The sequence below is a fragment of the Vibrio sp. 10N.261.55.A10 genome, assembly GCF_041470825.1.
GTDB lineage: Bacteria > Pseudomonadota > Gammaproteobacteria > Enterobacterales > Vibrionaceae > Vibrio > Vibrio crassostreae_C.
Window position 1 is genome coordinate 163,819 of the sequence record NZ_JBFRNC010000011.1, and the last position, 25,334, is coordinate 189,152.

14 protein-coding genes are annotated in these 25,334 nt (G+C 44.7%); 9 read left to right on the forward strand and 5 right to left on the reverse strand.

Annotated elements, in window-relative coordinates:
- Positions 1 to 191: 191 nt before the first annotated feature.
- On the forward strand, positions 192 to 548 hold the full coding sequence (locus tag AB4274_RS03800) for a hypothetical protein (RefSeq protein ID WP_017060329.1): 357 nt from the start codon (positions 192 to 194) through the stop codon (positions 546 to 548).
- A 143-nt stretch (positions 549 to 691) separates the two neighbouring features.
- Here the strand turns inward: AB4274_RS03800 and AB4274_RS03805 are convergent, their stop codons facing one another.
- Complete coding sequence (locus AB4274_RS03805) at positions 692 to 1,816, reverse strand: M14-type cytosolic carboxypeptidase (protein WP_017060330.1); 1,125 nt, start codon at positions 1,814 to 1,816, stop codon at positions 692 to 694.
- 135 nt (positions 1,817 to 1,951) lie between these two features.
- Positions 1,952 to 2,227: a nitrogenase-stabilizing/protective protein NifW gene (locus AB4274_RS03810; protein ID WP_372111040.1), complete on the reverse strand. Its 276-nt coding sequence runs from the start codon at positions 2,225 to 2,227 to the stop codon at positions 1,952 to 1,954.
- Between the two features lie 307 nt (positions 2,228 to 2,534).
- Between AB4274_RS03810 and AB4274_RS03815 the strand changes: the two genes are divergently transcribed.
- From AB4274_RS03815 to AB4274_RS03825, 3 genes are all read left to right on the forward strand, one after another.
- Positions 2,535 to 3,629: a NapC/NirT family cytochrome c gene (locus tag AB4274_RS03815; RefSeq protein ID WP_017060332.1), complete on the forward strand. Its 1,095-nt coding sequence runs from the start codon at positions 2,535 to 2,537 to the stop codon at positions 3,627 to 3,629.
- 22 nt (positions 3,630 to 3,651) lie between these two features.
- Positions 3,652 to 6,099 carry a molybdopterin guanine dinucleotide-containing S/N-oxide reductase gene (locus AB4274_RS03820; RefSeq protein ID WP_017071931.1) on the forward strand — a complete coding sequence of 816 codons (2,448 nt, stop codon included), beginning with the start codon at positions 3,652 to 3,654 and terminating at the stop codon, positions 6,097 to 6,099.
- A 141-nt stretch (positions 6,100 to 6,240) separates the two neighbouring features.
- Positions 6,241 to 6,453 carry a TIGR02450 family Trp-rich protein gene (locus AB4274_RS03825; RefSeq protein ID WP_017071930.1) on the forward strand — a complete coding sequence of 71 codons (213 nt, stop codon included), beginning with the start codon at positions 6,241 to 6,243 and terminating at the stop codon, positions 6,451 to 6,453.
- Between the two features lie 40 nt (positions 6,454 to 6,493).
- Here AB4274_RS03825 and AB4274_RS03830 read toward each other — a convergent pair whose 3' ends face one another.
- Positions 6,494 to 7,210, reverse strand: coding sequence for an HAD-IIB family hydrolase (locus AB4274_RS03830; RefSeq protein ID WP_372111042.1), 717 nt, complete (start codon positions 7,208 to 7,210; stop codon positions 6,494 to 6,496).
- A 639-nt stretch (positions 7,211 to 7,849) separates the two neighbouring features.
- Between AB4274_RS03830 and proV the strand changes: the two genes are divergently transcribed.
- Genes proV through proX form a run of 3 tightly spaced genes read left to right on the forward strand, consistent with a single transcriptional unit; the run spans position 7,850 to position 11,135 of the window.
- Positions 7,850 to 9,037, forward strand: a complete 1,188-nt coding sequence (gene proV / locus AB4274_RS03835) for a glycine betaine/L-proline ABC transporter ATP-binding protein ProV (protein WP_372111044.1) — start codon at positions 7,850 to 7,852, stop codon at positions 9,035 to 9,037.
- A gap of 3 nt (positions 9,038 to 9,040) precedes the next feature.
- Entirely contained in the window at positions 9,041 to 10,135 is a 1,095-nt protein-coding gene (gene proW / locus AB4274_RS03840) for a glycine betaine/L-proline ABC transporter permease ProW (RefSeq protein WP_102333175.1), read from the forward strand.
- Entirely contained in the window at positions 10,128 to 11,135 is a 1,008-nt protein-coding gene (gene proX, locus AB4274_RS03845; RefSeq protein WP_017065955.1) for a glycine betaine/L-proline ABC transporter substrate-binding protein ProX, read from the forward strand. Before proW ends, proX begins: the two co-directional genes overlap by 8 nt.
- A 204-nt stretch (positions 11,136 to 11,339) precedes the next feature.
- On the opposite strand, the gene AB4274_RS03850 is transcribed toward proX, so the two are convergent.
- Positions 11,340 to 11,714, reverse strand: coding sequence for a nuclear transport factor 2 family protein (locus AB4274_RS03850; RefSeq protein ID WP_372111046.1), 375 nt, complete (start codon positions 11,712 to 11,714; stop codon positions 11,340 to 11,342).
- Between the two features lie 141 nt (positions 11,715 to 11,855).
- Between AB4274_RS03850 and AB4274_RS03855 the strand changes: the two genes are divergently transcribed.
- A complete protein-coding gene (locus tag AB4274_RS03855; protein ID WP_372111049.1) occupies positions 11,856 to 12,722 on the forward strand; it encodes a LysR family transcriptional regulator in 867 nt (288 codons plus the stop codon).
- A 28-nt stretch (positions 12,723 to 12,750) separates the two neighbouring features.
- Here AB4274_RS03855 and AB4274_RS03860 read toward each other — a convergent pair whose 3' ends face one another.
- Positions 12,751 to 14,610: a helix-turn-helix domain-containing protein gene (locus AB4274_RS03860; protein ID WP_372111051.1), complete on the reverse strand. Its 1,860-nt coding sequence runs from the start codon at positions 14,608 to 14,610 to the stop codon at positions 12,751 to 12,753.
- A gap of 306 nt (positions 14,611 to 14,916) precedes the next feature.
- Between AB4274_RS03860 and AB4274_RS03865 the strand changes: the two genes are divergently transcribed.
- Positions 14,917 to 25,311 carry a hypothetical protein gene (locus AB4274_RS03865; protein WP_372111081.1) on the forward strand — a complete coding sequence of 3,465 codons (10,395 nt, stop codon included), beginning with the start codon at positions 14,917 to 14,919 and terminating at the stop codon, positions 25,309 to 25,311.
- Positions 25,312 to 25,334: the final 23 nt, after the last annotated feature.

Consider the following 25,334-nt stretch of genomic DNA (forward strand, 5'->3'; position numbering starts at 1 on the left):
CTCGTTTCCATCTTAGTTTTCATTTTTTACTGAATGCTAAGCAATCAGTGTTTCTCTGTATAAATCTCTAAAGCATTAGCTCGGGAAGTCGATATAATTATTAGCTATCAATTTGGTGAATGTGTTTATTTGAGACCAATTGAAGCTACAGCCTATTGCTTGACCGAAATAACAGAGACAGGGAGTCACCAATGCGTGAAGATTCATTCACCCAGAAACGCAAATATTACCGCTTAAAGTACCCTCAAAAGGCTCGTCCGGTGATGCGAATTAAGGATGAGCTTTTTCATGTCAGCGAAGTTTCTGAAAAGGGTGTACGCCTGATGATGCGTAACATCATTCCGGTTTATCGTGGCTTTTCAATGGCCGGCACCTTGAGGTTGCATGACAACAACAGTATCGATATTAGCGGTGCTGTATTGCGACAAGAAGGTGACGAAGTGATCGTTCAGTTATCACAAGGTCCGAGCTTCAAAGATATGGTGTCTGAACAACGCCACATTAGGCAAAGATACCCAGTGTTTTTTGCTAGCCTCAGAGTGGCATAGAAAGCTTTTAAAGTTAGATTCACTCATCCAAGCCGATATTAAAAAGCCCAGCACTTTCACAAGTGCTGGGCTTTGTTCTATCTATAGCCCAGATTCTTATAAACCAAAGGCGATACAGGTAAAGCTAATGAGCTTAGTTCGCCTTATAGCTCGTCTACTGTAGCCCAAACTGCGGCTAGCATATCGTGACCAAACGCGACACTTCGTTCTGGAGACCAGCCGTAAAGTTCGTCAGCGTGACTGATGTGATCTTTAAATGGCATCTCGACGGTGTAAGCCAAACACTTGAATTGCTCACCAATCCAGTTTGTGCCAACTGTCATGTTTGCTTTGCCTGGTTCGTCTTTATCGTAACCAAATTCATCTTGGAACTCTGGCGTGATAGTGAGCAGTGCTTGCTTGAAGTGGCTCTCTAGCTTCGCGATGCGCTCGTTGTAAGAAGGTGTGCCTTCGCTACCTGCTACAAAGTTATATGGAATCGCTTCGTCGCCGTGAATATCTAGACACAGGTCAACGCCCGTTTCCAGCATACGCTCGCGAACAAGGAATACCTCTGGGCTGCGTTCCATAGAAGGTGATTGCCATTCGCGGTTCAGGTTTACGCCAATCGCGTTAGTACGCAGGTGACCGCGGATGCTGCCATCTGGATTCATGTTTGGTACAACTCTGAACACAACGCTGTCTAGAAGAGAGCGACCAACCGTATCTGTTTCATCAAGTAGGCGTTGTAGCAGGCCTTCGATCAGCCATTCAGCCATCGTCTCGCCAGGGTGTTGGCGACCAATAACCCAGATGTTTTTCTTCTCTTCACTTGGCTCGCCGATGGTTAGCAAAGTGATGTCGTTGTTGTCTAGCGTCTGACCTAGAGTTTCAAGCTTACAAGCAGGGTGCGTTTGAGCATTGTGCAGAAGATCTTGGTGACGATCGTATGAGTACGGCGCGAAGTACGCGAAGTACATTGAATCGTGTTCAGGGATGATATCGAAGCTTAATGTATCGCCATCGAACTGAGATGGGATACGGAACCACTCTTCACGGTCATACGATGCAACTACATCGTAATCTTTCCAGCCTTCAGGGTAGGCAGATGTTGCCAATTGACCGATTTCAAAGTGGTGAGATTGTTGAGCTTCACTTTCTAAGCGGAAGTGAAACCACTGAGAGATTTCAGTTTGGTAGTCTGCTGGGATCGTCAGTTGAATGTTTTGTGGTGAATCTGCAGAAACGACGTGAATGTTGCCGCTTTCGAAATTGCTGAAAATTTTCATTGTAGTTTTTATCTCGTAGTTGAGTTGCCGTAAGACTAGCACACTTTTTTTCGAGCAAACCACTAACTAAATCGTAATGAGATGTTATTTCAACTATCTACTTTTTAGTTCTCTACTTTGAGCAGTACTTCCTATCTATCGACGCTGACAAGTTGTACACCCACGACAGGCTGAACGTGTGTGGCGATCTAACTTGCTGCGTTGAACCTTACAATAAGCGTTTTTCAGCGCTCTTCTTCCTGAGAACCAATCATCGGGTTTTGACAGGATCAGATAACCATTAAAGCGTTTCATAAGCTCGACTCTATTTTGGTTGATGAACTTGCTATCAAACCCAATTTCGAAGTAATCAAGCGCTTGTTCGATGGCAGTGAAACTCGCTATTTTTTGTTGGAATTCTGTTTGGCTCATTGAGTGAGGAGTTTATGAAAAATAGATAGCCAATATTGTAATAGATTTACAATTTACTTCTTTGACTTAGAAAGCCGTTTTGTCTCGTTGATGTTGGATTAATCAATAATGAATATTTAACCGCTGCCTCTTATTTGGTGGGTGATTGTATCTGGTGGGGAATAATTTCGTGAAGTGACCTTGGGTTCTCATAAAGGTTCAATTTTTGTTCCTCAGAATGCGATTTATGATCCAAATCAAACTGATCTACCCCTAAAGTACTATTCTGATCTTAATTGTAACCAATTGTTGAAGATGATTAAGAATTATGACAATAAAAAAACGTTATATCGCACTAATAGCGGCGGTTGGTATAGGTATTGGCTGGTTAACCTTAGGGGGAACTGCAGCCGTTATGCACTATACATCGAGCACTGAGTTTTGTGTTTCTTGCCACACAATGGAAGCACCCCACAAAGAATACCAAGGTTCTGTACACTTCAGTAACGCAAAAGGCATTCGAGCTGAATGTGCCGATTGCCACATTCCAACTGATCCGATTGACTACGTGATCACCAAAGTAAGAGCGTCCAAAGACATCTACCACGAATTTATTTCAGGTAAGATAGACACGCCTGAGAAATATGAAGCACACCGTGAAGAGATGGCTGAGACAGTTTGGGCTCAATTCCGCGAGAATGACTCAGCGACTTGTCGCTCTTGTCACGAATTCGATGCAATGGAAGAGTTCGAGCAATCTCGTGATGCAGCAAAAATGCATGCTTATGGTCGTGAAAATAACCAAACGTGTATCGATTGTCACAAAGGCGTTGCACATTTTGCTCCTGAAGCTCAGCTAGATAGCAAAGCGTTCGATACCCTGATCGCATTTACGAAAAACACGCCAGCAGATGCGAAAGTGGTTTACCCAGTAACCGATATCGCAATGGGTGACTTCGGCAGTGTAAACCCAACAGCAGAACTGCAAGTGGTTAAGGCTGAAGGCGACAACCGTACTGTGACTTTGAATGCATTCCAAATGAAAGGTGCAGAGCAAGTGCTTTACTTCGGTGAAGGCCAACGTGCAATCGTTGCGACATTGACAGACAAAGGTCAAGAAGCACTGACTACTGGTGACTATAAAGCAGATGCTTATGGTAACGAGTGGCGTTCAGTTGCGCTAACTGGTGATATCACTTCTCCAGTTGTCGATAAACTAGACCCAATCTGGTCTTACGCAGAAGAGTTGGACAACGTTTACTGTGCAACGTGTCACGCGAAAATTCCTTCAAACCACTTCACTGTGAATGCTTGGGGGCCTGTTGCGAAAAGTATGGGCGACCGTACAGACATTTCTGAGCAAAACCTTGAGCTGCTGACTAAGTACTTCCAAAACCACGCGAAAGACGTTGTTGGTCACTAAAGAGAATTAGAAGGATAAAATTATGACTAATATGACACGTCGTGGATTTATGAAAGGCACAGGTATTACAGCTGGTGCGTTGGCATTCACATCTTTGACGCCGATGAGCGCAATTGCTTCGGACAAACGTGGTTCTGGTGTTCTAACATCAGGTCGTATGGGACCAATGCTGTGTGAAGTGAAAGATGGCAAGTTAGTGTCGACGACGAATGCACTGGCACAAACGGTTCCAAATAGCCTGCAGACCACAGGCCCTGATCAAGTACACACCAAAGCGCGTGTTAAGTACCCTATGGTTCGTAAAGGCTACTTGGCTAACCCATCTGCACCTGAAGGCGTACGTGGTAGTGATGAATTTGTTCGTATCTCTTGGGATGAAGTGTACAAATTGATTCACCAACAACACTCACGTATTCGTCAAGAGCACGGTGCGGAATCTGTATTCGCAGGCTCTTATGGCTGGCGTTCAAGTGGTGTTCTGCACAAAGCGCAAACGCTTCTACAACGTTACATGAGCATGGCTGGTGGTTACTCTGGTCACTTAGGTGATTACTCAACAGGTGCTGCGCAAGTTATCATGCCGCACGTTGTGGGTTCGATTGAGGTGTATGAACAGCAGACGACTTACCCAGTTATCCTTGAGCACAGTGATGTGGTGGTACTTTGGGGCCTAAACCCAATTAACACCTTGAAGATCGCTTGGAGCTCAACCGACTGTGCAGGTCTTGAGTTCTTCCACCAGTTGAAGAAGTCGGGCAAGACAGTGATTGCGATTGACCCAATGCGCTCTGAGACTATCGAGTTTTTTGGTGACAACGCAGAGTGGATTGCTCCTCACCCAATGACTGACGTAGCCATGATGATGGGTATCGCACACACGTTAGTGAAACAGGGCAAGCACGATAAAGAATTCTTGGGTAAATACACAACAGGTTACGACGTATTCGAAGCTTACTTGATGGGTAAGGAAGACGGCGTAGAAAAATCTGCTGAGTGGGCGTCTGAGATCTGTGGTGTGCCAGTGAAGCAGCTTGAGCTACTTGCGGATATCTTCAGTAAGAACCGTACTATGCTGATGTCTGGCTGGGGTATGCAGCGTCAACAATACGGTGAACAACGTCACTGGATGTTGGTTACGCTAGCGACAATGCTAGGTCAAGTTGGCTTGCCTGGTGGTGGTTTCGGTCTTTCTTACCACTACTCAAACGGTGGTAACCCTGCTCGTGATGCAGGCGTACTTCCTGCGATTTCAGCGTCACTTGGCGGTGGTTCTTCGGCGGGTAACGATTGGGCTGTTTCAGGATCTGTGAACGCATTCCCTGTAGCGCGTATTGTTGAAGCGCTAGAAAACCCGGGTTCAAGCTACCATCACAATGGTCACAACCTAACGTTCCCAGAGATCAAAATGATCTGGTGGGCAGGCGGTGCGAACTTTACTCACCACCAAGATACCAACCGCTTGATCAAAGCTTGGCAAAAGCCTGAGCTGATTGTTATCTCAGAACCTTACTGGACAGCAGCAGCTAAGCACGCGGATATTGTTCTGCCAATTACTACATCGTTTGAACGTAATGATATGACGATGACGGGTGACTACAGTAACCAACACTTAGTGCCAATGAAGAAAGTGGTTGAGCCACAAGGTGAAGCTCGTAACGATTTCGATGTATTTGCGGACATGTCTGAGTTACTTGCTCCGGGTGGTCGTGATGTGTACACCGAAGGCAAGACCGAGATGGAATGGCTGTATGGTTTCTACAAAACCGCACAGCAAGGTGGTCGTGGTCAGCGTATCGTAATGCCTAACTTCAGCAAGTTCTGGGAAGATAATCAGTTGATCGAGATGAAGTGGAACGAGAAGAACGCACAGTTTGTTCGTTACGCTGATTTTCGTGAGAACCCAATCATGAACCCACTAGGTACACCAAGTGGCAAGTTCGAGATATTCTCAAGAACCATTGAAGGTTACCAACTAGATGATTGCCCTGCACACCCAACTTGGTTAGAACCAACAGAGTACACAGGCAACGCTAAAGATGGCGAACTGCAACTGATGACAGCGCACGCCGCGCACCGTCTGCATAGCCAGTTCAACTACGCGAAGATCCGCGAAGAGTATGCGATTGCAGACCGTGAACCGATTTCAATTCACCCTGAAGATGCGAAAGCTCGAGGCATTAAAACGGGTGACTTGGTTCGTGCACATAATGGTCGTGGACAAGTATTGGTGGGTGCATTAGTGACGGACGGCATCAAACAAGGCTCTGTATGTATCCATGAAGGCGGTTGGCCTGATTTAGATAAAGAGACAGGCCTATGTAAAAACGGTGGCTGTAACGTGCTTACGTTAGATATCCCGACTTCTCGTTTGGCGAATGGCTGTGCTGCAAACTCTGCGCTTGTGAAGATTGAAAAATACACAGGTCCAGTATTAGAACTCACGGCATTTGATCCACCTAAAAACGGCTAATCTTTAACAAGTAATAGCTAACTGAATGAAGCCAGCCTAATCGCTGGCTTTTTTTGATCCTTTTCTTGCGATGAAGACTATTACTCAATGTCGGCTAGACATCCCATAATAATCAATGACATCTAAGCGAGAAGTAAGCTCATGAATCGAATCAATCCAAAGAAACTACTTCGCAGTAAATGGACGGCCGTTAGCCCAATAAAGAAAGAAAAACACTTCATGGTCACAGAGGTCGAGTTTGAAGAAGGGGAGGTCATTCGTTGTTTAATAGAAGCGGTGATGACCAAACGAGAGGAAGACATCAACTGGCGGGATCTCACCGACAAGGATCATTGGCTTCCCGGTTGGAAATAAGGATAGCAAGTAGGGAGCAGTCGGTCACCTCTACTTATTTCTAATTACCCGCTGCTGCACGCCCTTGCCAGTATTTAAGGCCTTCTAAGACACCCTCAGCATGTGTTGCTCTACTCGTGTATACGTTGTCTCTATCCGATAGGTGAGCAACCAGTATCGAGTTTACGCCTTCAATGGTGAGCATTGAGGTGTCGTTAGCTGAGTCACCTGCGACGCACACTTCTGCAACGCTCAAATCGTGTTGTTCGAGTAGGTGGTGAATCGCAGTCGCCTTGTTTACGCCTTTTGGTGTGATATCTAAGTACCAATCATGAGAGTAAGTCAGGTGAACATCTAATCCGTGCATCTCCAAGCTAGATTCAATCAGTTCGTGTTGAGGCTCTGAAAGCTTTCCTTCAAAGGTGATCTTGTAATCGCCTTGATGGTTTTCTATGCGTTCACCCATAAAATCAAGGGGGGCGAGAGCCGTCTCTACCCTTGATTTGTTCCAAGAAGCTTCCAGTTGGTTATGCCAAACATGGTCTGGTTTTTGGGAATGAACATGATGAATTTTGGTGCCCACATCGCTAATAATACTGTGTGGCTTCGGGTAGTTATCCGATTCTAAACCCATTCGAATCGAAGGTAATGTTCTTCCTGTCGCGATGATAAAGCGAATATCAGGTTGTTCTGTGAGGTAATCAAATAGCTGGTTAACACCGTGAGATGAGCCTCCATCAAGCGTACCGTCAAAGTCACACACCAACATTTTTATCATTCGAATTCCTTGTCTTTTTCTCTATTTCGTCACGGGAAAATGCTTATTTCTTTTATAAAGAATGGCTCAGCAATGAGCACTCTACAAGTTGAAGTTCAGCTTAGATAATCACCAATTGACAGTTTGCAGCAAGTATCACAGTTGGTGTGACGTATTAAAATTCTTGGTTGAAAAGGTTGATTTCAACTCGCTGACTTTAGCCGGTTGACCTTTGGTTTTTAGGTAGAGATTGAGAGTTGATCTTATATTTTTTACCGAGCGAACTTTCGCCTCGGAAACATCATGAAAGCTTAATAAATAGTTCGTACTCGAATTATTTGTGCACGAACTAATTATGGCTTTTGTTGGTTCATTCAGCCTATTAATCACTCTAATGTAAAATTAATATTCAATAATCTACGACTACGTAATACATAATATTGGCCGTACGCTTATCTAATTTATCCCTTTTATTATCAGTAGCTTGCTTTGTTTTTGCTTATTTTTGGTCTTGTTGTTGCTGGTCTGGTTTCAGTCTGTTGCCTTGTTTTACCGAACGAAGAACCTTGATTTACATGTGTCAATTACTTAGAGTACTAATTGCTTTTCGGGTTTAAATAACCAATTTAAGTTTAAATAACTGATAAAGGATTAGATTACATGGATCCCATACTGGAAGTTAAGGGACTGTACAAGGTGTTTGGTGAAGACACCGACCGTGCTTTTACAATGATTAATGAAGGCGCAAATAAAGATAAAGTTTTCGAAGAAACAGGGCTAACGATCGGCGTTAACGATGTTTCTCTTAGTATTCAAGAAGGCGAGATTTTCGTCATAATGGGACTGTCAGGATCTGGCAAATCAACCCTAGTACGCCTTCTTAACCGCTTGATCGAACCTACCAAAGGCAATGTGCTTCTTCGAGGCAAAGACATTGCCCACATCTCAGAAGATGAACTCCGCGAAGTTCGCCGCAACAACATCTCCATGGTTTTCCAAAATTTCGCTTTGATGCCGCATATGACGGTTATCGAGAATGCCGCGTTTGGTCTAGAGCTTGCGGGTGTTGAAGTTGAACAACGAAAGCAATCAGCACTTGAAGCACTTGAGCGTGTTGGCCTTGGCTCATATTCAGAATCTTACCCAGATGAGTTGTCTGGTGGTATGAAGCAGCGTGTTGGTTTGGCTCGTGCACTAGCATGTGACCCAGATATCTTGTTGATGGACGAAGCGTTCTCGGCGCTCGATCCTTTGATTCGTACTGAAATGCAAGATGAGCTTATTCGCCTTCAAAATGACGATAAACGAACCATTGTTTTTATCTCGCATGATTTGGATGAAGCGATGCGTATCGGTGACCGAATTGCGATTATGCAAAATGGCGAAGTGGTTCAAGTCGGTACTCCAGACGATATTCTTAGTAACCCAGCGAATGATTATGTCGAAGCTTTCTTCCGTGGTGTGAACGTAGCAAGCGTACTTACTGTGAAAGACATTGCGCGTAAGAAGCCAGCTGCGGTATTTAAAAAATCAGAACACGATGGCCCAGCGTCCGCTCTACAAATTTTGATGGATAACGACCGCAAGTACGGCATCGTAGTTGAGAAGAGCAGCCGTTACTCCGGCATTGTCTCTATCGACTCGCTTCGTAAAGCCCACAAAGAGAACAAATCACTCATCAGCGCACAGCTCGATGATGGACTAACGCTGAACCCTGATTTACCAATCAATGATGTGCTTGGCCTAGTTGGTGGTGTGCCTTACTCAGTGCCTGTTGTGGATGAGCAAGGTAATTACTTTGGCGTGGTGACTAAGTCACGACTGTTACAAACATTGGATAAGGGGTAGATCATGTCGTCTGAACAAACAAATAATGACCCATGGTCTCAATCGGCTCCTCCAGCTCAACCTGCAAGTGATCCTTGGGGTCAATCCGCTGATACCTCACCGTCAGCGGATTGGTTAAGCAGCGAAACCGTTGAAACGACACCTTTTGATCCACTTGACCCTTTTGCAGAGGCTGTGCTGCCTGTTGACACTTGGGTTGAGTCTGGACTGAATTGGTTAGTTGAGCACGGACGCCCACTATTCCAGGCAATCCGTGTGCCTATCGATTTTATCCTAAGTTCATTTGAAACGGCGTTGGTGTCTACGCCAGCACCATTCATGTTGATCATCTTGTTTCTAGTGGCATGGCAGTTTTCAAACTTGAAGCTTGGCGTTGCAACGGCCGTATCTTTGACTTTCATTGGCTTGATTGGCGCTTGGTCTGAAGCAATGACCACATTGTCACTGGTCATGACATCCGTATTCTTCTGCCTATTGATTGGCTTACCCATGGGGATATGGCTCGCTCGAAGTAACACGGCGGCTAAATTCGTGCGCCCAATTTTGGATGCTATGCAAACCACACCAGCCTTCGTTTATTTAGTACCGATCGTCATGTTGTTTGGTATCGGTAACGTTCCGGGTGTCGTGGTGACCATCATATTCGCACTTCCTCCTGTTGTTCGTTTGACCATCTTGGGTATTCAGCAAGTTCCGGAAGAATTGATCGAAGCGGGTCACTCATTCGGTGCAAGCAAAAAGCAGATGCTTTACCGAATTCAACTGCCACTTGCATTACCAACTATCATGGCGGGCGTGAACCAAACACTGATGTTGTCGTTATCGATGGTGGTTATCGCATCAATGATTGCGGTAGGTGGTTTAGGTCAAATGGTACTGAGAGGTATTGGCCGTTTGGATATGGGACTGGCCGCTGTTGGTGGTTTAGGCATCGTTATCTTAGCCATCTTATTAGACAGAATCACCCAAGTACTGGGTGTCAATGCTGGTAATACAAAATTACGCTGGTATCGCATGGGACCTGTTTCCCTTGTACTGAATGTACTTAATCGCGGTAACAAATCAGAACTTCAATTAAGGAAAAACACCAATGAATAATTCATGGAAGAGTAAACTCGCAGTAAGCATCGTTTCTACATTAGCGGTATCGACTAACGTGTGGGCAGCAAGCCTACCGGGTGATGGCGTATCAGTTCAGCCTGTTCAATCGTCTGTAGCGGAAGAGACATTCCAAACATTGATCGTTAACCGTGCTCTAGAAGAACTGGGTTATGACGTGAAATCAACTCAAGAAGTGGACTACAACGTAGGCTACACCTCGATTGCAAAGGGTGACGCAACGTTCCTAACGGTAGGTTGGTTCCCGCTTCATGCTGATAAATACACAATGGCAGGTGGTGATGAGAAATTCTACCGTGAAGGCCAATATGTAAGCGGCGCTGCTCAAGGTTACCTAATTGATAAGAAAACGGCTGAAAAGTACAACATCACCAACATTGGTCAATTAACTGATCCAAAAATCGCGAAGCTGTTTGATGCGGACGGTGATGGCAAAGCAGACCTAACAGGCTGTAACCCAGGTTGGGGTTGTGAGATGGTGATTGAACACCAACTTTCAGCGTTCAAACTGGACGATACGGTAACTCACAACCAAGGTAACTACGCTGCAATCATTGCAGATACAATTTCTCGTTACCAAAAGGGTGAATCAATCCTTTACTACACGTGGACACCTTACTGGGTAAGTGGCGTATTGGTGCCTAACGAAGATGTAGTTTGGTTAGAAGTTCCTTTCTCAGCACTTCCTGGCGAGCGTTCGAACGTGGATACGACGCTATCTAACGGCAAAAACTACGGCTTCGAAATGAACTCAATGCGCATTATTGCGAATAAAGAGTTTGCTAAGAACAACCCATCAGCAGCGAAGCTTTTTGAAATCATCAAACTTAACATCAATGATGTAAGCGCTCAGAACATGATGATGAGTAAAGGTAAGAACAGCTCTGCGGATATCGAAGCGCACGTAAACGGTTGGATCAAAGCGAACCAAAGCACGTTCGATGGTTGGATTACAGAAGCGAAGAAAGCAGCACTGTAACTTTGACTTGTATTTGTTCTGTCTTACCAGACACTTTGATTTGAAATGATGAGCGTGTTGAGTGATTGTGTAGAGTCACTCAATCACCTTCAAACCAAGTGAAAGGGCGACAAGAGTGAACATTATAAAGCCAGCAGTCCATTTGGATTGCTGGCTTTTTGTTTTCTGTTTCTATTTTTGAGCTTCTAGCTGTTAATTACAGCTCTAGCGTTCGCCTTGAACTTCGAAGTTGTCGCTGACTAAGCGAGCGCAGCCATCGGCTTCAAGTGCCCAGTGTTCATGATGTACAACGCCAAACGCTTTGTTCATTGTCCAACTCGCGGTAAGAATGTAACCGCCGTCTGGGTGCTCTTCCCATTTTACATCGGTGTAATCAACGTCTTTGAAACCTTGGTCGATGATGTTTTGCCAAAATGCTTGAATCGCTTCATGACCTTCAAAAGTACCAAATGGACGCGCTTCCATTACGCAGTTCTCTGTATATTGGTCTGCACAACCTTTCGCGTCTTGGCTGTTGAATGCTTTTTGCCATGCGTTAATGCCTTGCTTACACGCTTCTAATACTTGATTGTTTGACATTGTTTTCTCCATAACAGTCTTCTTTGAAACACTGTGTTTTTGATTGGGTTATCTCGATAAGTTGAATACAGTTTAGCTTTGGTAATTAACTTGAAAAACAGAGATAATAGAAAATACTGTTTGTAAAAAGAGAACAATAAAATGAGTAAGCTAAAGCAGATGTCGATTTTCGCTCATATCGTGGAACAAGGCTCAGTATCGGCCGCGGCTGAAAAACTAGAGTTGTCTAAATCTGTTGTCAGTCAGCATCTAAAAATTTTAGAGCAAGAGCTCGGTGCTTCGCTTCTTAAACGAACAACGCGAAGACAAACCTTGACCAGTATGGGGGAACGTTTCTATCTAAGCTGTAAGGATATTAATGTAATCGCCGAATCGGCATGGGATATGGCGAAAGCTGAGTTGGAAGAACCCCAAGGTCGGATTCGTATTACTGCTCCAAATGCACTGATGGACTTGTTGGTTGCGCCTGTTATTGCGGATTTAATGAAGCAATACCCGAAACTAAAGCCTGAGCTGATCAGTGATGATCAACACTTGGATTTCATGGATCACGATATTGATCTCGCGGTACGAGTGGGTAGCTCGCGCGACAGTAATCTTAAGCAGAAACGGTTAGGCGAGTTTAAAGACGTGTTGTGCGGCGTAGAAAGCATGCGAGAGCGTGAACTTGAATCAATTCCTTATATTGCTAACTCATGGCAGGGAAAGCAGGTGACTCATCATTTTAGTTCTCAAACTGAGCAGGACTTTGTCTACCAACAGCAAGCTAGTTGCGTCACCAATTCGTTCCACAGTTGCCTTGCTCTGATTAAATCAGGTGTTGGTATCGGTGTGATTCCAGATTTCTGCATTCCTCAGTTATTTGGTGATGTTGTCGACGTGCTGCCAAGCTTTGAATTACCCACCAACACGGTTTATGCGCTAAATCCATTCGCTTCAAATACGCCTATCGCCATTAAGCTGTGTATCCAAGCGTTGGAAGAAAAGCTTAAGCAGAATTTAGTATAAGCTTTCTATCGTTGGTAAAATCCGGTGCTTAACCATATTTACTAATAAAAGAAATAACATGTTTATTACTCAGTAATTCGATCTTGTCGATAGTCAGTACGCAATAGCGGTAGTTTTTGTTTTTGAAGGTGATGTTCGACTTTTGTTCTGTTGGTTCTGAAAACTTCCATATTTCAAATCCAAGGTTTTTCATCAGCTCCAATGCATTTGGGTTTTTGATCATCATAGAGAATTTCTTGATCTTAGTATTGCTTGCAAGAAGCTTCATATCGGAAATCAGGTTCGCAATAGATTGTTCGCGCTTCTCAGAGTGACCGCTAACCACAATGTAATTTAAGTTCTGGTTAGAATCTAAAGAGCAAGCTTGCTTAATATGTAGATGCTTATTTTGGTATTGCTCGAACACCTCTTCGTTGAAGAAAAAACCTAGGCTATGACTAACAATATCGCCATTAACATCGACCATTTTTCTGCCATGCGCCTTTTTTTCACTGCAATAGAGAAACAGATCTATGGTATCAAGGGCTGAAGGATCCATCTTTGTATATTGTGAAATCAGCTTTATTCTATCTATTACTGCTTTGTCATTCTGATCTGTCATTAGTGGCATGATCTGACAGTCGCAGCCTTCTTCTATTTCCCCTTTAGAGATAGACGATATTCGGCTTTGAAACGAAAAGAACCTCTCACGAAGGAAGTCTTCAAGTAATGCACTGTCTTCGTTATCTTCTGAATCAAAGGATTTCAACGTTGTATACAAGTCCAGACCAAGGCAGTCCAATAGCTTTAGGGCTTTGTAATTACTTGGTTTTACTTTGCTATTTTCCCATCGATTTATCGTTACGACATCTACAGAGCTGAATTCATCATCTAAGTGATTAATGTATGCCGCAAAATCCTTTTGCGTTAACTTCAATTTTTTGCGCGCTTCGCGCAGTAATTGCGGAAATTTCATCATGGTAGAATATTCATTTTTGATTAGTGACATTACGTTCCGATTAGTCAGATAGTCTATTTTATCAATCGTTAATATACAGTAGCTATAATATTTATTTTTGAATGTAATATTACATTTTTTAGCAGAAGGTTCTGAAAATTTAAATACTTCAAACCCCACACTCTTCAAGAGTCTCATCATATTGGGGTCTTTTACTAAAACAGAATATTTTTTAATGTTTTTGTTCTGAGAAAGTAACTGTATATCTGAAACTATATGCTCAATAACATGATCTCTTGTCTCTGAGTGTGAGCTTATATTAAAATAATTTATGCTTTTGCTTGAATTTAAAGAGCAGGCCATTCTTAGATCTAGCTCTTGAGTTTTTAATGTTTCAAATTGATGGTCTTCAAAGAAAAAGCCTACGTTGTGACTCACAATGTCACCATCTACATTGATCAGTTTGTGACCATGTGCTTTTTTCTCACAGTAGTAGAGATATAAATCAATTTGGTCCAATGGCGAAATATCGACTTTTGTGAATTTAGAAAGTAGTTTGATTCTGTCGATAACGCCAGTGTCACACGGCTCTGACATTAAAGGCAGTGACTTAAAGTTGCGTTTGCCTTGTTGTTGATTCAGGCCTGATAGAGCTGAAATTCTACTTTGAAATGAGCCATAGGATTCGTTTAAAAACAGTTCGATTAACGTGTCTTTTTGTTCGGAATTAAAGCTCCTTATTGTCTCAAACAAATCTCCGCCAAGGTACTGTAATATCTTGAGTGCTTTGTATGTACTAGGCTTTACCTTACTGTTTTCCCAACGATTTATCGTTACGACGTCAACCGCATTAAACTCGTCGTCCAGCTGATTTAAGTAGGTTGCAAACTCTGTTTGTGTAAATTGAAGTTCCTTTCTGAAGTTACGTAACAACTGTGAAAACTCACTCATTAAAACATTAACCTTCTGATAATTAACTCAATGTCTTGATTCTAATTTAGACATCAGATTCTCTATTTAACATCTTCAGTAATTTGTTTTTTACAGATGTTAATTGTTCGGATTATTTGAACTGTATGTTGCGCATGTCCCTAATAGGCTAAGTGCCAAATTAGTGACGTCAAATCTATGGCTTTTTGCCTAGACACTTGTCAATCTACTGTGAAGTGCGCGTTAATGTTCAGATACAACCTTGCCTTTTTCTTATCTATTTTATTGATTCCATTTGCCTCCTATGCGGACACAACGGGTCTTGTTATGGATCTGTCTGTTGACAGCGCGTCTTACGACAACGACCAAGAGGTGGCTTATACGCTTGTTTTAACGAATGAGTCGGATAAAGCTATTGCTGAGTTGGACGTTAAGGATGAGCTGTTAAATATCTTAACGACAGATGACCAAGGGAATAATGTCAGCGCGTTCTCGCAAGTCTCGACTCAAGCGCAATCCTCCTTCCTTTCATCTCCAGGTGATTACAGTCGCTTCGGAAACTTAGATGCATCAGGTGTGCGTATTGCGGCTGGTGGGTCGGTGACCTACACCATGGTCGCCACCGTTTCTGGTGACGCAGCCGGTACGATTGATAACGTCGCAAGTGCGAGCACTGGACTGTTGGATGCTGTTGAATCAAATACAGAATCCATTCAGCGTGGTGTGTACCAACATGATGTTGTTGTTTCGGTCGATAAGACGAACTATCAACTCAATAACAAGCTCACCTATAAGATTAAGGTTTCGAACACTGGCGATACGTTTATTCAGGCGCTCGACGTTCAAGATGTCCTTTCAGATATAAAGGCACTCAATATTGAAGGGGCTTTGCAACAAGCCTTTACTGACAACGTTAATTCAGTTAGCAAGGTTGAAGGCAGCAAAAGCGATCCAGGCACCTTCGCCGAATCAGGGGACTTATCAGTAAGTGCTGCGTCGATTGATATTGGCGGGTCTGTGACTTACGAAATTCAAGCAACTGTTGCCGACAATTTAGTCGGCGACATTGTTAATGACGACATAACTGCTGAAACACGCGATGACTTGGTTACAGTTGATGAGGTTATCACTCCACCCACTGAGCCTAGTATCACCCTGACACATACCTTGAACCAATCGGATAACTACCTAGTCGACGATGAGTTTTCCTATACGGTCACGGTTGCCAACCAAGCAAACTCCGGTATTGCTTACCATTATTCGGTTCAGCAGTTTCTTGCAGATCTTGAAACCGATCTAGGTAACGATGTCAGCAACGAAAAGAACGCAACTGACACGGTTGGTAACCCTTACGATTTTTGGACTAATGAAGTGAGCTCAATCGGTTCTAATAGCCTTTCAGAACTCAATGCATCTGGAAAGGAGTCCAACAAGTCACTAGAAGACAAAGTGTCTATCTATCCCGGTGAGCAGATTGTTTATTCCGTTGTGGTGGACGTTAGCCCTGTGTCTATTGGTCAAATCCCCCAAGTTGTTGCCCGAGTAGTTGATGCTGATGGCCTCGCAGATTCTGGCGATGCTTTGGCTAATATTCTTGATTCGAAAGGCGTTCTGACGACGTCATCAAGTCAAATTACACGTAATAAGAACACCACAGATACTACTTATGTTCCGGGGATAGCCGGTGATAACGAAGTGGTCTATGACATTGTTATTTCTAACAAGGACACAGAGTTTTTTGCCAACGATATTGAAGTTGTCGATAAATTTGCTTGTATCGTGACAGAGCAAGCGGATGGCTCTAACGCTTCAGCATTTTCCGAGTGGAAGCTTGAAGTCGCCGATAGAAGTGGTGACGGATCGAACTATGGCTCATTTAATTACAATACTTGGACAACAAACGACATCAATTTGAAAGTCGACCTCGCACCTGAGGGCTACGTTCATTATAAGCTGACCGCAAAAGTGGCAGACACCAGTGTGGGTCAGATTGTTGATGATGGTACCGATGCCGGCTTGTGCTTAGGGGATAACTTAGGCGAGTCGGGCTCTGGCGTTCAAATGCCAAACTCGAAACTAAAAGTCCAAAAGGGAGTTGATTCTCGTTACTACTCAGCTGGCGGCACCCTGAACTACGACATCACGGTAGAGAATAACGGTGACGGCTACGCGATTGATATACCGGTTTATGATGATTTAGTCTCTGTCATGACTCAGTCTATTAATGATACACCGACTAAAGCGTATTTGAGCTGGATTATTACTGCGAAATCTTATGCCTCTGACGGCTCAATTTCGACAAACAGTGATCCCGGCTTTACTGGTCAAATTGAAGGTAATCAAAGCAATAAACTTATCCTGGACGAGAAGGCTAAGCTGGCCCCACACGATAAGATCGTTTATAGCATTGCAGCGATCGTAAACCCCATTGCCGATGATGAAATCCGTAATGAAGTGACGGTCGACAGCGTGCTTTATTCCGACAGAGGCTCATACCCACGAGATTACTACTTAGTATTGGATAAGCGTGTTGATGGTCATAACGAACAAAACGCGTATACCGACACCACCAATACTGTCACTTATACGATCAGCATTACCAACCCAGCAGGGAACGGTTTCGCCTCTAACATCAATGTCAAAGATGAAATCAGCACCATAGAAGCTGAGCTCCTTCACGAGCCGGGTGAAACCAAGCCCGTGTTCTCATCGTGGACGATCAGTGCAGAAAGAGAGGCAGACTCTCCGTGGGTGAAAGCTGTGACTGACCCTGGATCGTTCTCGGATAACAATGATCTGGATGCCACCGCTCAGATCCCGCCAGGTGCGACGATTACTTATACCATTGTTGGGACACTCGATCGCAGTGTCGACAGTGAGATTCTTTGGGGAGCATTCACCAATACCGCAACAGTGACAGGACCAGATACTAATCTATCGGATACGGTACGTACCTATCCTAGCGAGCCGAATCTTGTAGTCGCTAAGACCGCTCAAAATACCGACTTTGTTGTAGGTGAGCGCGCTACGTTCGATATTTATATCTATAACCGCGGTGTTGGCTATGCAAATGACGCAACGGTACAAGATAGTATTTCAGCGCTTAACTTCTTTAATAGTTGGACAATTGTAGGTTCGACCAACACAGATAAACCGGGTTCTCGTTACGGTGACATTGCTAACGACACTGACATCGATACCGACGTTGATATCACTCCCGGAGGGTGGGTTCACTATGAGGTGAGCGGCATTGTTAAGTCTGACTATGAAGAAGAACAAGTATCGAACCGTGTTGATGTTTACGATCCTATTACAGACCGTGACCACAGCTCTTCCGCTCAAATAGATAACTCACACAGTACCTATGACATCAATGTTTCACTAGCTAAAACGACCGATGTTGTCCGTTACACACCGGGTGAAGATCTCACCTATACCATCGTTATTGGCAATAACAGCGACACTGATGAGACTGATCTTATCTTCATGGATCGCCTGAGTGAGATCACTACTACGCTAGCGAATGATAAAGATGGTGAAGTAGAAGATGTTCTTAATCAAAACCCGTTTGACTATTGGTCTGTTGATACTGGCTCTGGTTTTGGCCCTCAAACGACTGAAGATGTGGAGTTCCCAGTTTCAATTCCGGCCAAAGACTTTGTCACGGTGCGTATTAAGGCGCATGTCAAAGACAATGCGGTATCTAACGGTGTAGCGGACAGAGACGGCGGCATAATCCGCAACGAAGCCGTGCTGATTCATGATGATAATGCCGGTTGTACTGACGATTGTGAGTATGCCAAACGTGCCGTGGCTGAAAACCATCAGGTACATAATAACGGCGGCGTTGTTCGCACTACTAACATTAACCGCTACTCTCCGGGAGATGAGTTGACTTATACCATTAGGTACAACTCTCAAGATGGACATGGTTATCGAAACAACGTAGACGTTAACGAACTGATTAATGACATATCAGTGGAGCTACAAGATGGCAATTCAGGTAATCCATTTTTCGATGATTCGGTAGGTTCAAACAAGTTTACGGTGGCGGTTGCTAAGAGCGATCCTGCGAACGCGGGTACAACAGATGGTACCAAAGACGGTGATGTTGCGAACGACACTGACATCGTAACCTCGATTGATATCGATGCTGGCGAAGACGTGACTTACACAGTAACAGGTACCGTAAGACCGGATGCGGTCGGTGATATTCATTATCGAGATACCGTCGTGATTCCCGATGGCTACCATTTAGATTTTGATAAAACGACTGATGAAGCGGTGTACGAGCCCGCTCAAACCGTGACCTATCACTTAGTGATTGAGAATGACGGCAAAGGTAACGCTCACGATATTCCAATCGTCGATAACCTCGAAGATATTACGGTCAGCTTAGTGGATGGTAATACAGGACCAGCGTATTCAGATTGGACCATCACATCGATCGCAACTGGAACTGATTCTGAGTATGTGGATGCGGGCGCAGGTGCTGGCAATGTTTACACATCAACCAACAGTAACCTAAATGTTGAAGCCGATATTCCGATGGGCGCTAAGCTTGAGTACCAAGTTGTCGCGACCATCAATGACAAAGCCAATGGTGATGTTGTTAACGTTCTAACCGTTGATGGTGACACGATATCTCATGATATTCGTCAAGAAGCTCGAAAAGTTGATTTTGAAAAGAACATTCTGGCGTATTACGACACGGATGAAAACGAACTGGTTGGCGCAACTAACTACATGCCAGGTGGTTATGTTGAGTATGAAATTTTAATTGAGAACATTGCGAGCGCCCACGTTGATGATATGAGCTTGCGTGATGACATCGACCAAATTAACACTCAATACTTTGATGGAACGCGTGGCCCTGCCTTTGATAGCTGGACGATTGAAACATTCACTGATAGCTCAGGTATTTCCAACCCAGATGTTGATAACTCAATCCAAGACAATAAGCCGATTGATACTCACTTCGATATCTCGGCAGACAACTTTGGCCGAGCTGCATCGTCAGCGTTTGTCCGCTATGTCATAAAAGCCAAGATCAGTCCGAAAGCGGTTGGTTCTTTTACCAACAAAGCTTTCATCGACGAAGACAATGGCAATGAGTTGATCGCGGTATCGCCACCATCAACGATGGCGGATCCTGAAGTCACGTTCTCTAAAAAAGCGTTTTATGATGCAGGCTTCTCTTCGCAAAAAACTGAATATTCTCAAGCTTTTGGCGAGAGTGAGGTTTACTACCGCGTTGAGATTAAGAATACGGGGGATGGTATTGAATATGGTTCTCGCCTAGAAGATGCGATTTCGGAAATTCAAACTCGTATTGCAGAAGACAGCACCACAACAGGTGGTGATCCTGTTGGACAACCGTTCCTGGCTGGCTGGGAAGTTAGCCTAGATAAAACGGCTGCGACAGGCTCTATTACCGACGCGATTGACTTTGTACCGGGCAATAACATCGATATTGATAACGAGATCGTTATCGCGCCTCAAGAAAGCTTAACGTTCACTATTCATGCTCAAATTCGTGAAGATGCATTGGGTGACATTCAAAATAAAGCGACGTACGACGGTAGTGCTCGAACAGCGAATTTAATGCCGCTTGAAAATAATACCAGTGTTGAAAAACGTGTGGTGTCGATCAACGGCAACCCGTTCAGTGATGGTGATACCTATCTTCCGGGTGACGAAGTTGAGTATGAATTTGTAGTCACAAACCCTGAAAACGGTTGGGCGAATGATGTTCAGATCAAAGACACAATCACAGACATTCAAGTCGAAGTGATTGGCGGTAAAACGGAATCCGCTTTTGTTTCTGGCGATATCACCCATGAAGTCAGCAATGGTATTGATGCCAACGCTGATACTTATGTACCAAGCTACAACACCAGCGGCAACCTTGATATTGAAACCGATATTGCCGCAGGTGAAATACTGACGTTTAACTTAACGGGTGTTATCCGTGATGACGCTTTGGGAACTATCGAAGCCAACCGAGTGACGGCAGAAAATGAGTCTGCGACGTCAGAAACTATCCCACCTCAAGAAGCTGAGCTCGACTATTTCAAAACCTTGGTTTACACCGATGGTGAATCGGTTGGTTGTTCAGTTCCTTCAAACGATGGCAGTAGCTGTACCTACGCACCTCGCGGGGATGTTGAGTATCAAGTTACGCTAGAGAATACGGGTGATAGCATCGCGAATGACGTGAGTGTTATCGATGCTATTCATACCATCAAAACCGAAGATGGTGATGATGCGTTCTCTGAATGGACCACCGCGATTGCTGTGGAACCTGTTGGTTCTTATGACGTACGAGGTAACTACAACGGCAGTGTACCATTGAATGCAACTGTCGACCTTCGCCCAGGTGAGCACATTGTATTTGACGTGAAAGGCAGAGTTTCTACGTCAGCGACAGGTACCATCACCAATACAGCACAAGTGAATGGCGATAACACCAACGATATTGTCCTCAACCCTGGCCGCTCGAACATTCTAGTTGATAAGTGGACAGATACACCTATGTACGTACCTGGTGGAACGGTGAATTACTACATCGATATTACCAACGATGATGTGGATTCTGGCCTGTTTTCAATCCGCGACATCATCAGTGGCTTCGAAGTCGAAACTGTCGATGGTTCGATGCAAACCGCACTCACGGAGTGGAGCGTCGATTACAATGTGCTTTATAACTCGGCGCCATCAGACCCTGACGCTAATGATTTTTCAGAGTTAGATAAGCTAGTTGGTCAAAACAGTCCAGACATCGATTTACCTGTTGAATCGATCAAGATGGCTGGGCGTGACGATGCTGGTACGGGTGGTGGTGATAAGTACACAGCTGTCCGTATTCACGTTCAAGGTAAGGTTCGTGATGATGCGATTGGGCGCTTTACCAATACGGCTTATCTACGACATGGTTTGGACGATTCGAAGATCGCTCGCTTACGAGAAGGCTTTATCACTCCGAAGTCGGGTCAATTGGTTCTAACCAAAGAAACGACGCCAATTGCAGAACCTGATGCTAAGTATCAACCGGGTCAACCTATCTCATACAAGATCACCGTGGCTAACACAGGTGAAGGTTACCTTGTCGATCAAGTCCTGACGGATCGCATCGATACCATCATGACAGAGGTGGCTAACAGCCCAGATCAAGAGCAAGCGTTGACAGGTAATTGGATCATTAGCGACGAACAGCTTGATGGCAGTGGCGATCCAGCCCTGAACGCTCGCAAAGATGTGGTTAATAACGCACAGGGTTATAGTGCGACTTACAGCATTCACCCGGGTGACAGTTATTCATTTGTCGTGACCAACACTGTTAATGATAAGGCCAAAGGCGAGATCACTAACGTCGTTAAAGTTGATAGCGACGACGGTGAGCACTCTGCAGACGCGACCTACATTCCAGAAGATGCGCAAGTTGAGATCACTAAAGATGTCGATAAAGCAGAGTACCTTCCGGGAGAAACACTTCAGTACACCGTGACCGTTAAGAATAACGGCTTAGGTTGGGCTGAAGATGTTGCTATTGAAGATGCGCTGAAGTCGGTTGAAACCACGATTGCAGGTGGTACGACTGAACAAGCTTTTGACCCTGCTTCAATCCAAATATCGGCGGTATCGACAACCGGTGAAACCCCAGTACCGGATGCAACCCGTGGTGAAGACCTTCATGAGACGCTCGATATTGCGCCTCAAGACAGTATTGTTTTCACTATTCAAGTTTCGACTAATCCGTTGGCGACAGGCGATATTACTAACATCGCATCAGCGACCTTTGACGGCACAACATTTGATGACAGTGCTACCAGTACACCAGTGTTGGCGACGGTTTCGGTCAAGAAGACGGTTGATACGCCATCGTATGAAGTAACCAAGCTGATTAACTACGACATCACCGTAACCAACAGCTCTGATGCGTTTGCATCTGGTGTTCAACTTCAAGACATCATCAGTGACATTCAAGTCGACACGACCGCGGATAAACAAGAGTCGGCATTCCTACTATGGGAAGTGAGCTTTGACGCCTCGGATGATCGCTCTGTTGTCACTCCCAAGACGTTCGACTTGAGTGAAGACATCGATGTGAGTATGGATGTTGCGCCACAGAGCACTGTGACTTTCCATGTTAAGGCGTTAATTCGCACGACAGCGATTGGTGATATCAGCAATACGGCAACCATCACTTACAACGGTGCCCCACAAGACTCTACCGTTACGATTACACCGAAAGACTCTGAGTTTGTTGCGACCAAAACCAATGTCCAAACAGAGTATGAACCGGGTGGTGAGCTGGAGTTCTTGATCACCATAGAAAACACCTCGAACAACTACATCAGTGACTTAAGTGTTGTTGATGACATGAGCACGATAGAGGTGGGCTATTACGATGGTACCACTGGGCCTGCTTTTGTTGCTGGAACCACTTCTTTGGTTGTTGAGTCAACCACGGTAGGAACGACGACGGAGCAAATTAGCCCGATTGAGTACAGTGTGGATATTGCACCGCACGGCACAGTTGTGTTCCGCTCAAAAGGCACCGTAGTCGATACCGCGACCGGACACATCATTAATACTGCGCAAGTAGATGGCGGCGATGTTATCAGTCCTCCAGTTCAAACAGTTGCGGCTGTGGTTCAAGCTGAGCTGTTTACCGATGCCCCGTATTACGTGCCGGGAGAGCAGGTTGAGTATCACTTAGTGGTGCAAAACATAGGCCGAGGTATAGCCAAAGATGTCGCGCTTTACACCCAGTTCTCTGAATCCATGGGTGATCATATTGATGGTAATTTTAGTAATGCGTTTGATGAATGGACACTAACGGCAACATCAGAAGGGGCTGAAACTCAACCTGGCACCTTTGATGACGACAAAGACCTGTTCACCTTGGTCGACATCGCGCCGGGCGGCAAGATTGATTACACGTTCACATTGACGGTCAATGAAGACATGCTGACTAACATCGATGTGCTTGGTTACTACCTCGACTTAACTGGCAGCCCAGCGATGCGCGCTCGTTCTAAGGGCATGTTGGCGTCTGAAACCTCGATGCAGGCAGTGGCAGACCAAGTATCGGCTTTGGATTTACCGCCAGTGGGTGCTGATCTGGTTGTTGAAAAACGTTCAGATAAACCTGAATACACCGAAGATGACGACAGTGTCACTTATTACTTAGCCGTGACTAACAATGGTCAAGGTAACGCGGCCAATGTTCGTCTAACCGATGAGATCAGTGAGCTACAAAACAGCACAGGTAATAAAGTCTTTATCGATTGGACAATTGAAGGTGTGGAAGTCGACGACTCGGGCGCGGTTATTCAGCGTAATTCTTTCCCGTCGAATAAAGACTTAGACACCACCGTTAACCTGAAATCCAACAAACGAAATGCTTACGCGTTTGAAGTGGTGGGCACGCTAGGTAAGGGCTTGGATGATGACATTACCAATACCTTCACGGCGACTGAATCTGACGGTACTGAAACCAGCGACAGTGTAACTACTCACATCAAGAAGATTCCTGATAACTCTGGGGAGTTGGAGCTGACCAAGTCTGCGCTGCAAGATACCGCGCAAGTTGGCGATGCGGTTGAGTACGAGATCATCGTTGAGAACAACAATGAATCTTACTTTAAGAACGTGACGGTGGAAGACCGTTACCCAGGTGGTCTGAAATACATCGTGGATACATCAGAAGTTGTGCTAAGCGGCATTGATGGTGAGTTTGGTACAGAAGACGATCAGGTTATCTCTCAAGAGCCATCAGACACGGGCAAGTTAATGTTCACATCGTTGAACTTTGATCCGGGCGAGAAGCTGCGTATTCGTTACTTATTGCGTGTCTCGGTAGGAGCAACGTTTGGTGATTACATCAACACCGCAGTAGCAAAGGTTGATGGCACGGCTGTTTCTAATGAAGACACCGCCAAAGTAACCGTAGAGCCGGACAAGGTGTTCGATACCTCATCGATCATCGGTAAAGTTTTTGAAGATCACAACAAAGATGGATTCCAAGCCGATGCAACCGCGTTTGATGTTGAGCTAACTGCGAACTTAGCAACGCAAGGCTACATCGCTGATTCGACGCACATCATTCGTGATGGTCAAGACGTTGCTATTCAAGATGGTGCGATAACCACTGCACTTGAGCAAGGCTTGGATCTTGGTGATCTTTGGGGACATTCAGTGAACCGAACGCTGCCAGAAACCAGCAAAGTGGTTATTCAATTTAAAACTCGCACACAGCAGAGCTTTGATTTCTACGTCACGACCGATGCGGGCTCTCGCATCGAGTTCGACGCACAAGGTCAGATTCAGTTTAAGCATGAATCGGACAAGAAAAAGGGACTGAGTGCGGAAAACCTCAATGTAACCAGAAACCTATATCGCGATGGCGAGGATTACCTGTGGGAAATCGTTATCGAGAACAAAGGTATCTACGAAGATGGTATTCCGGGCGTTAAGTTGATGACGGTTGAGGGAATCGTTATTTACACAGACCAGTACGGTCGTTACCACGTGCCCGACCAATGGGTACTCAATAAGAAAGGTAAGAACTTCCTAGTGAAGTTGGACACTGATTCGCTCTCCACCTCCATGGAAGTAGTAAGCGAAAACCCGAAAGTGTTGCGAATTACCCCGAACAAGCTCACCAAGTTCAACTTTAGCGTTCATCGTAAAGACCAACAAAGTGAACAGAAGTAAGCCATTGGAACCGTATCTGGAAA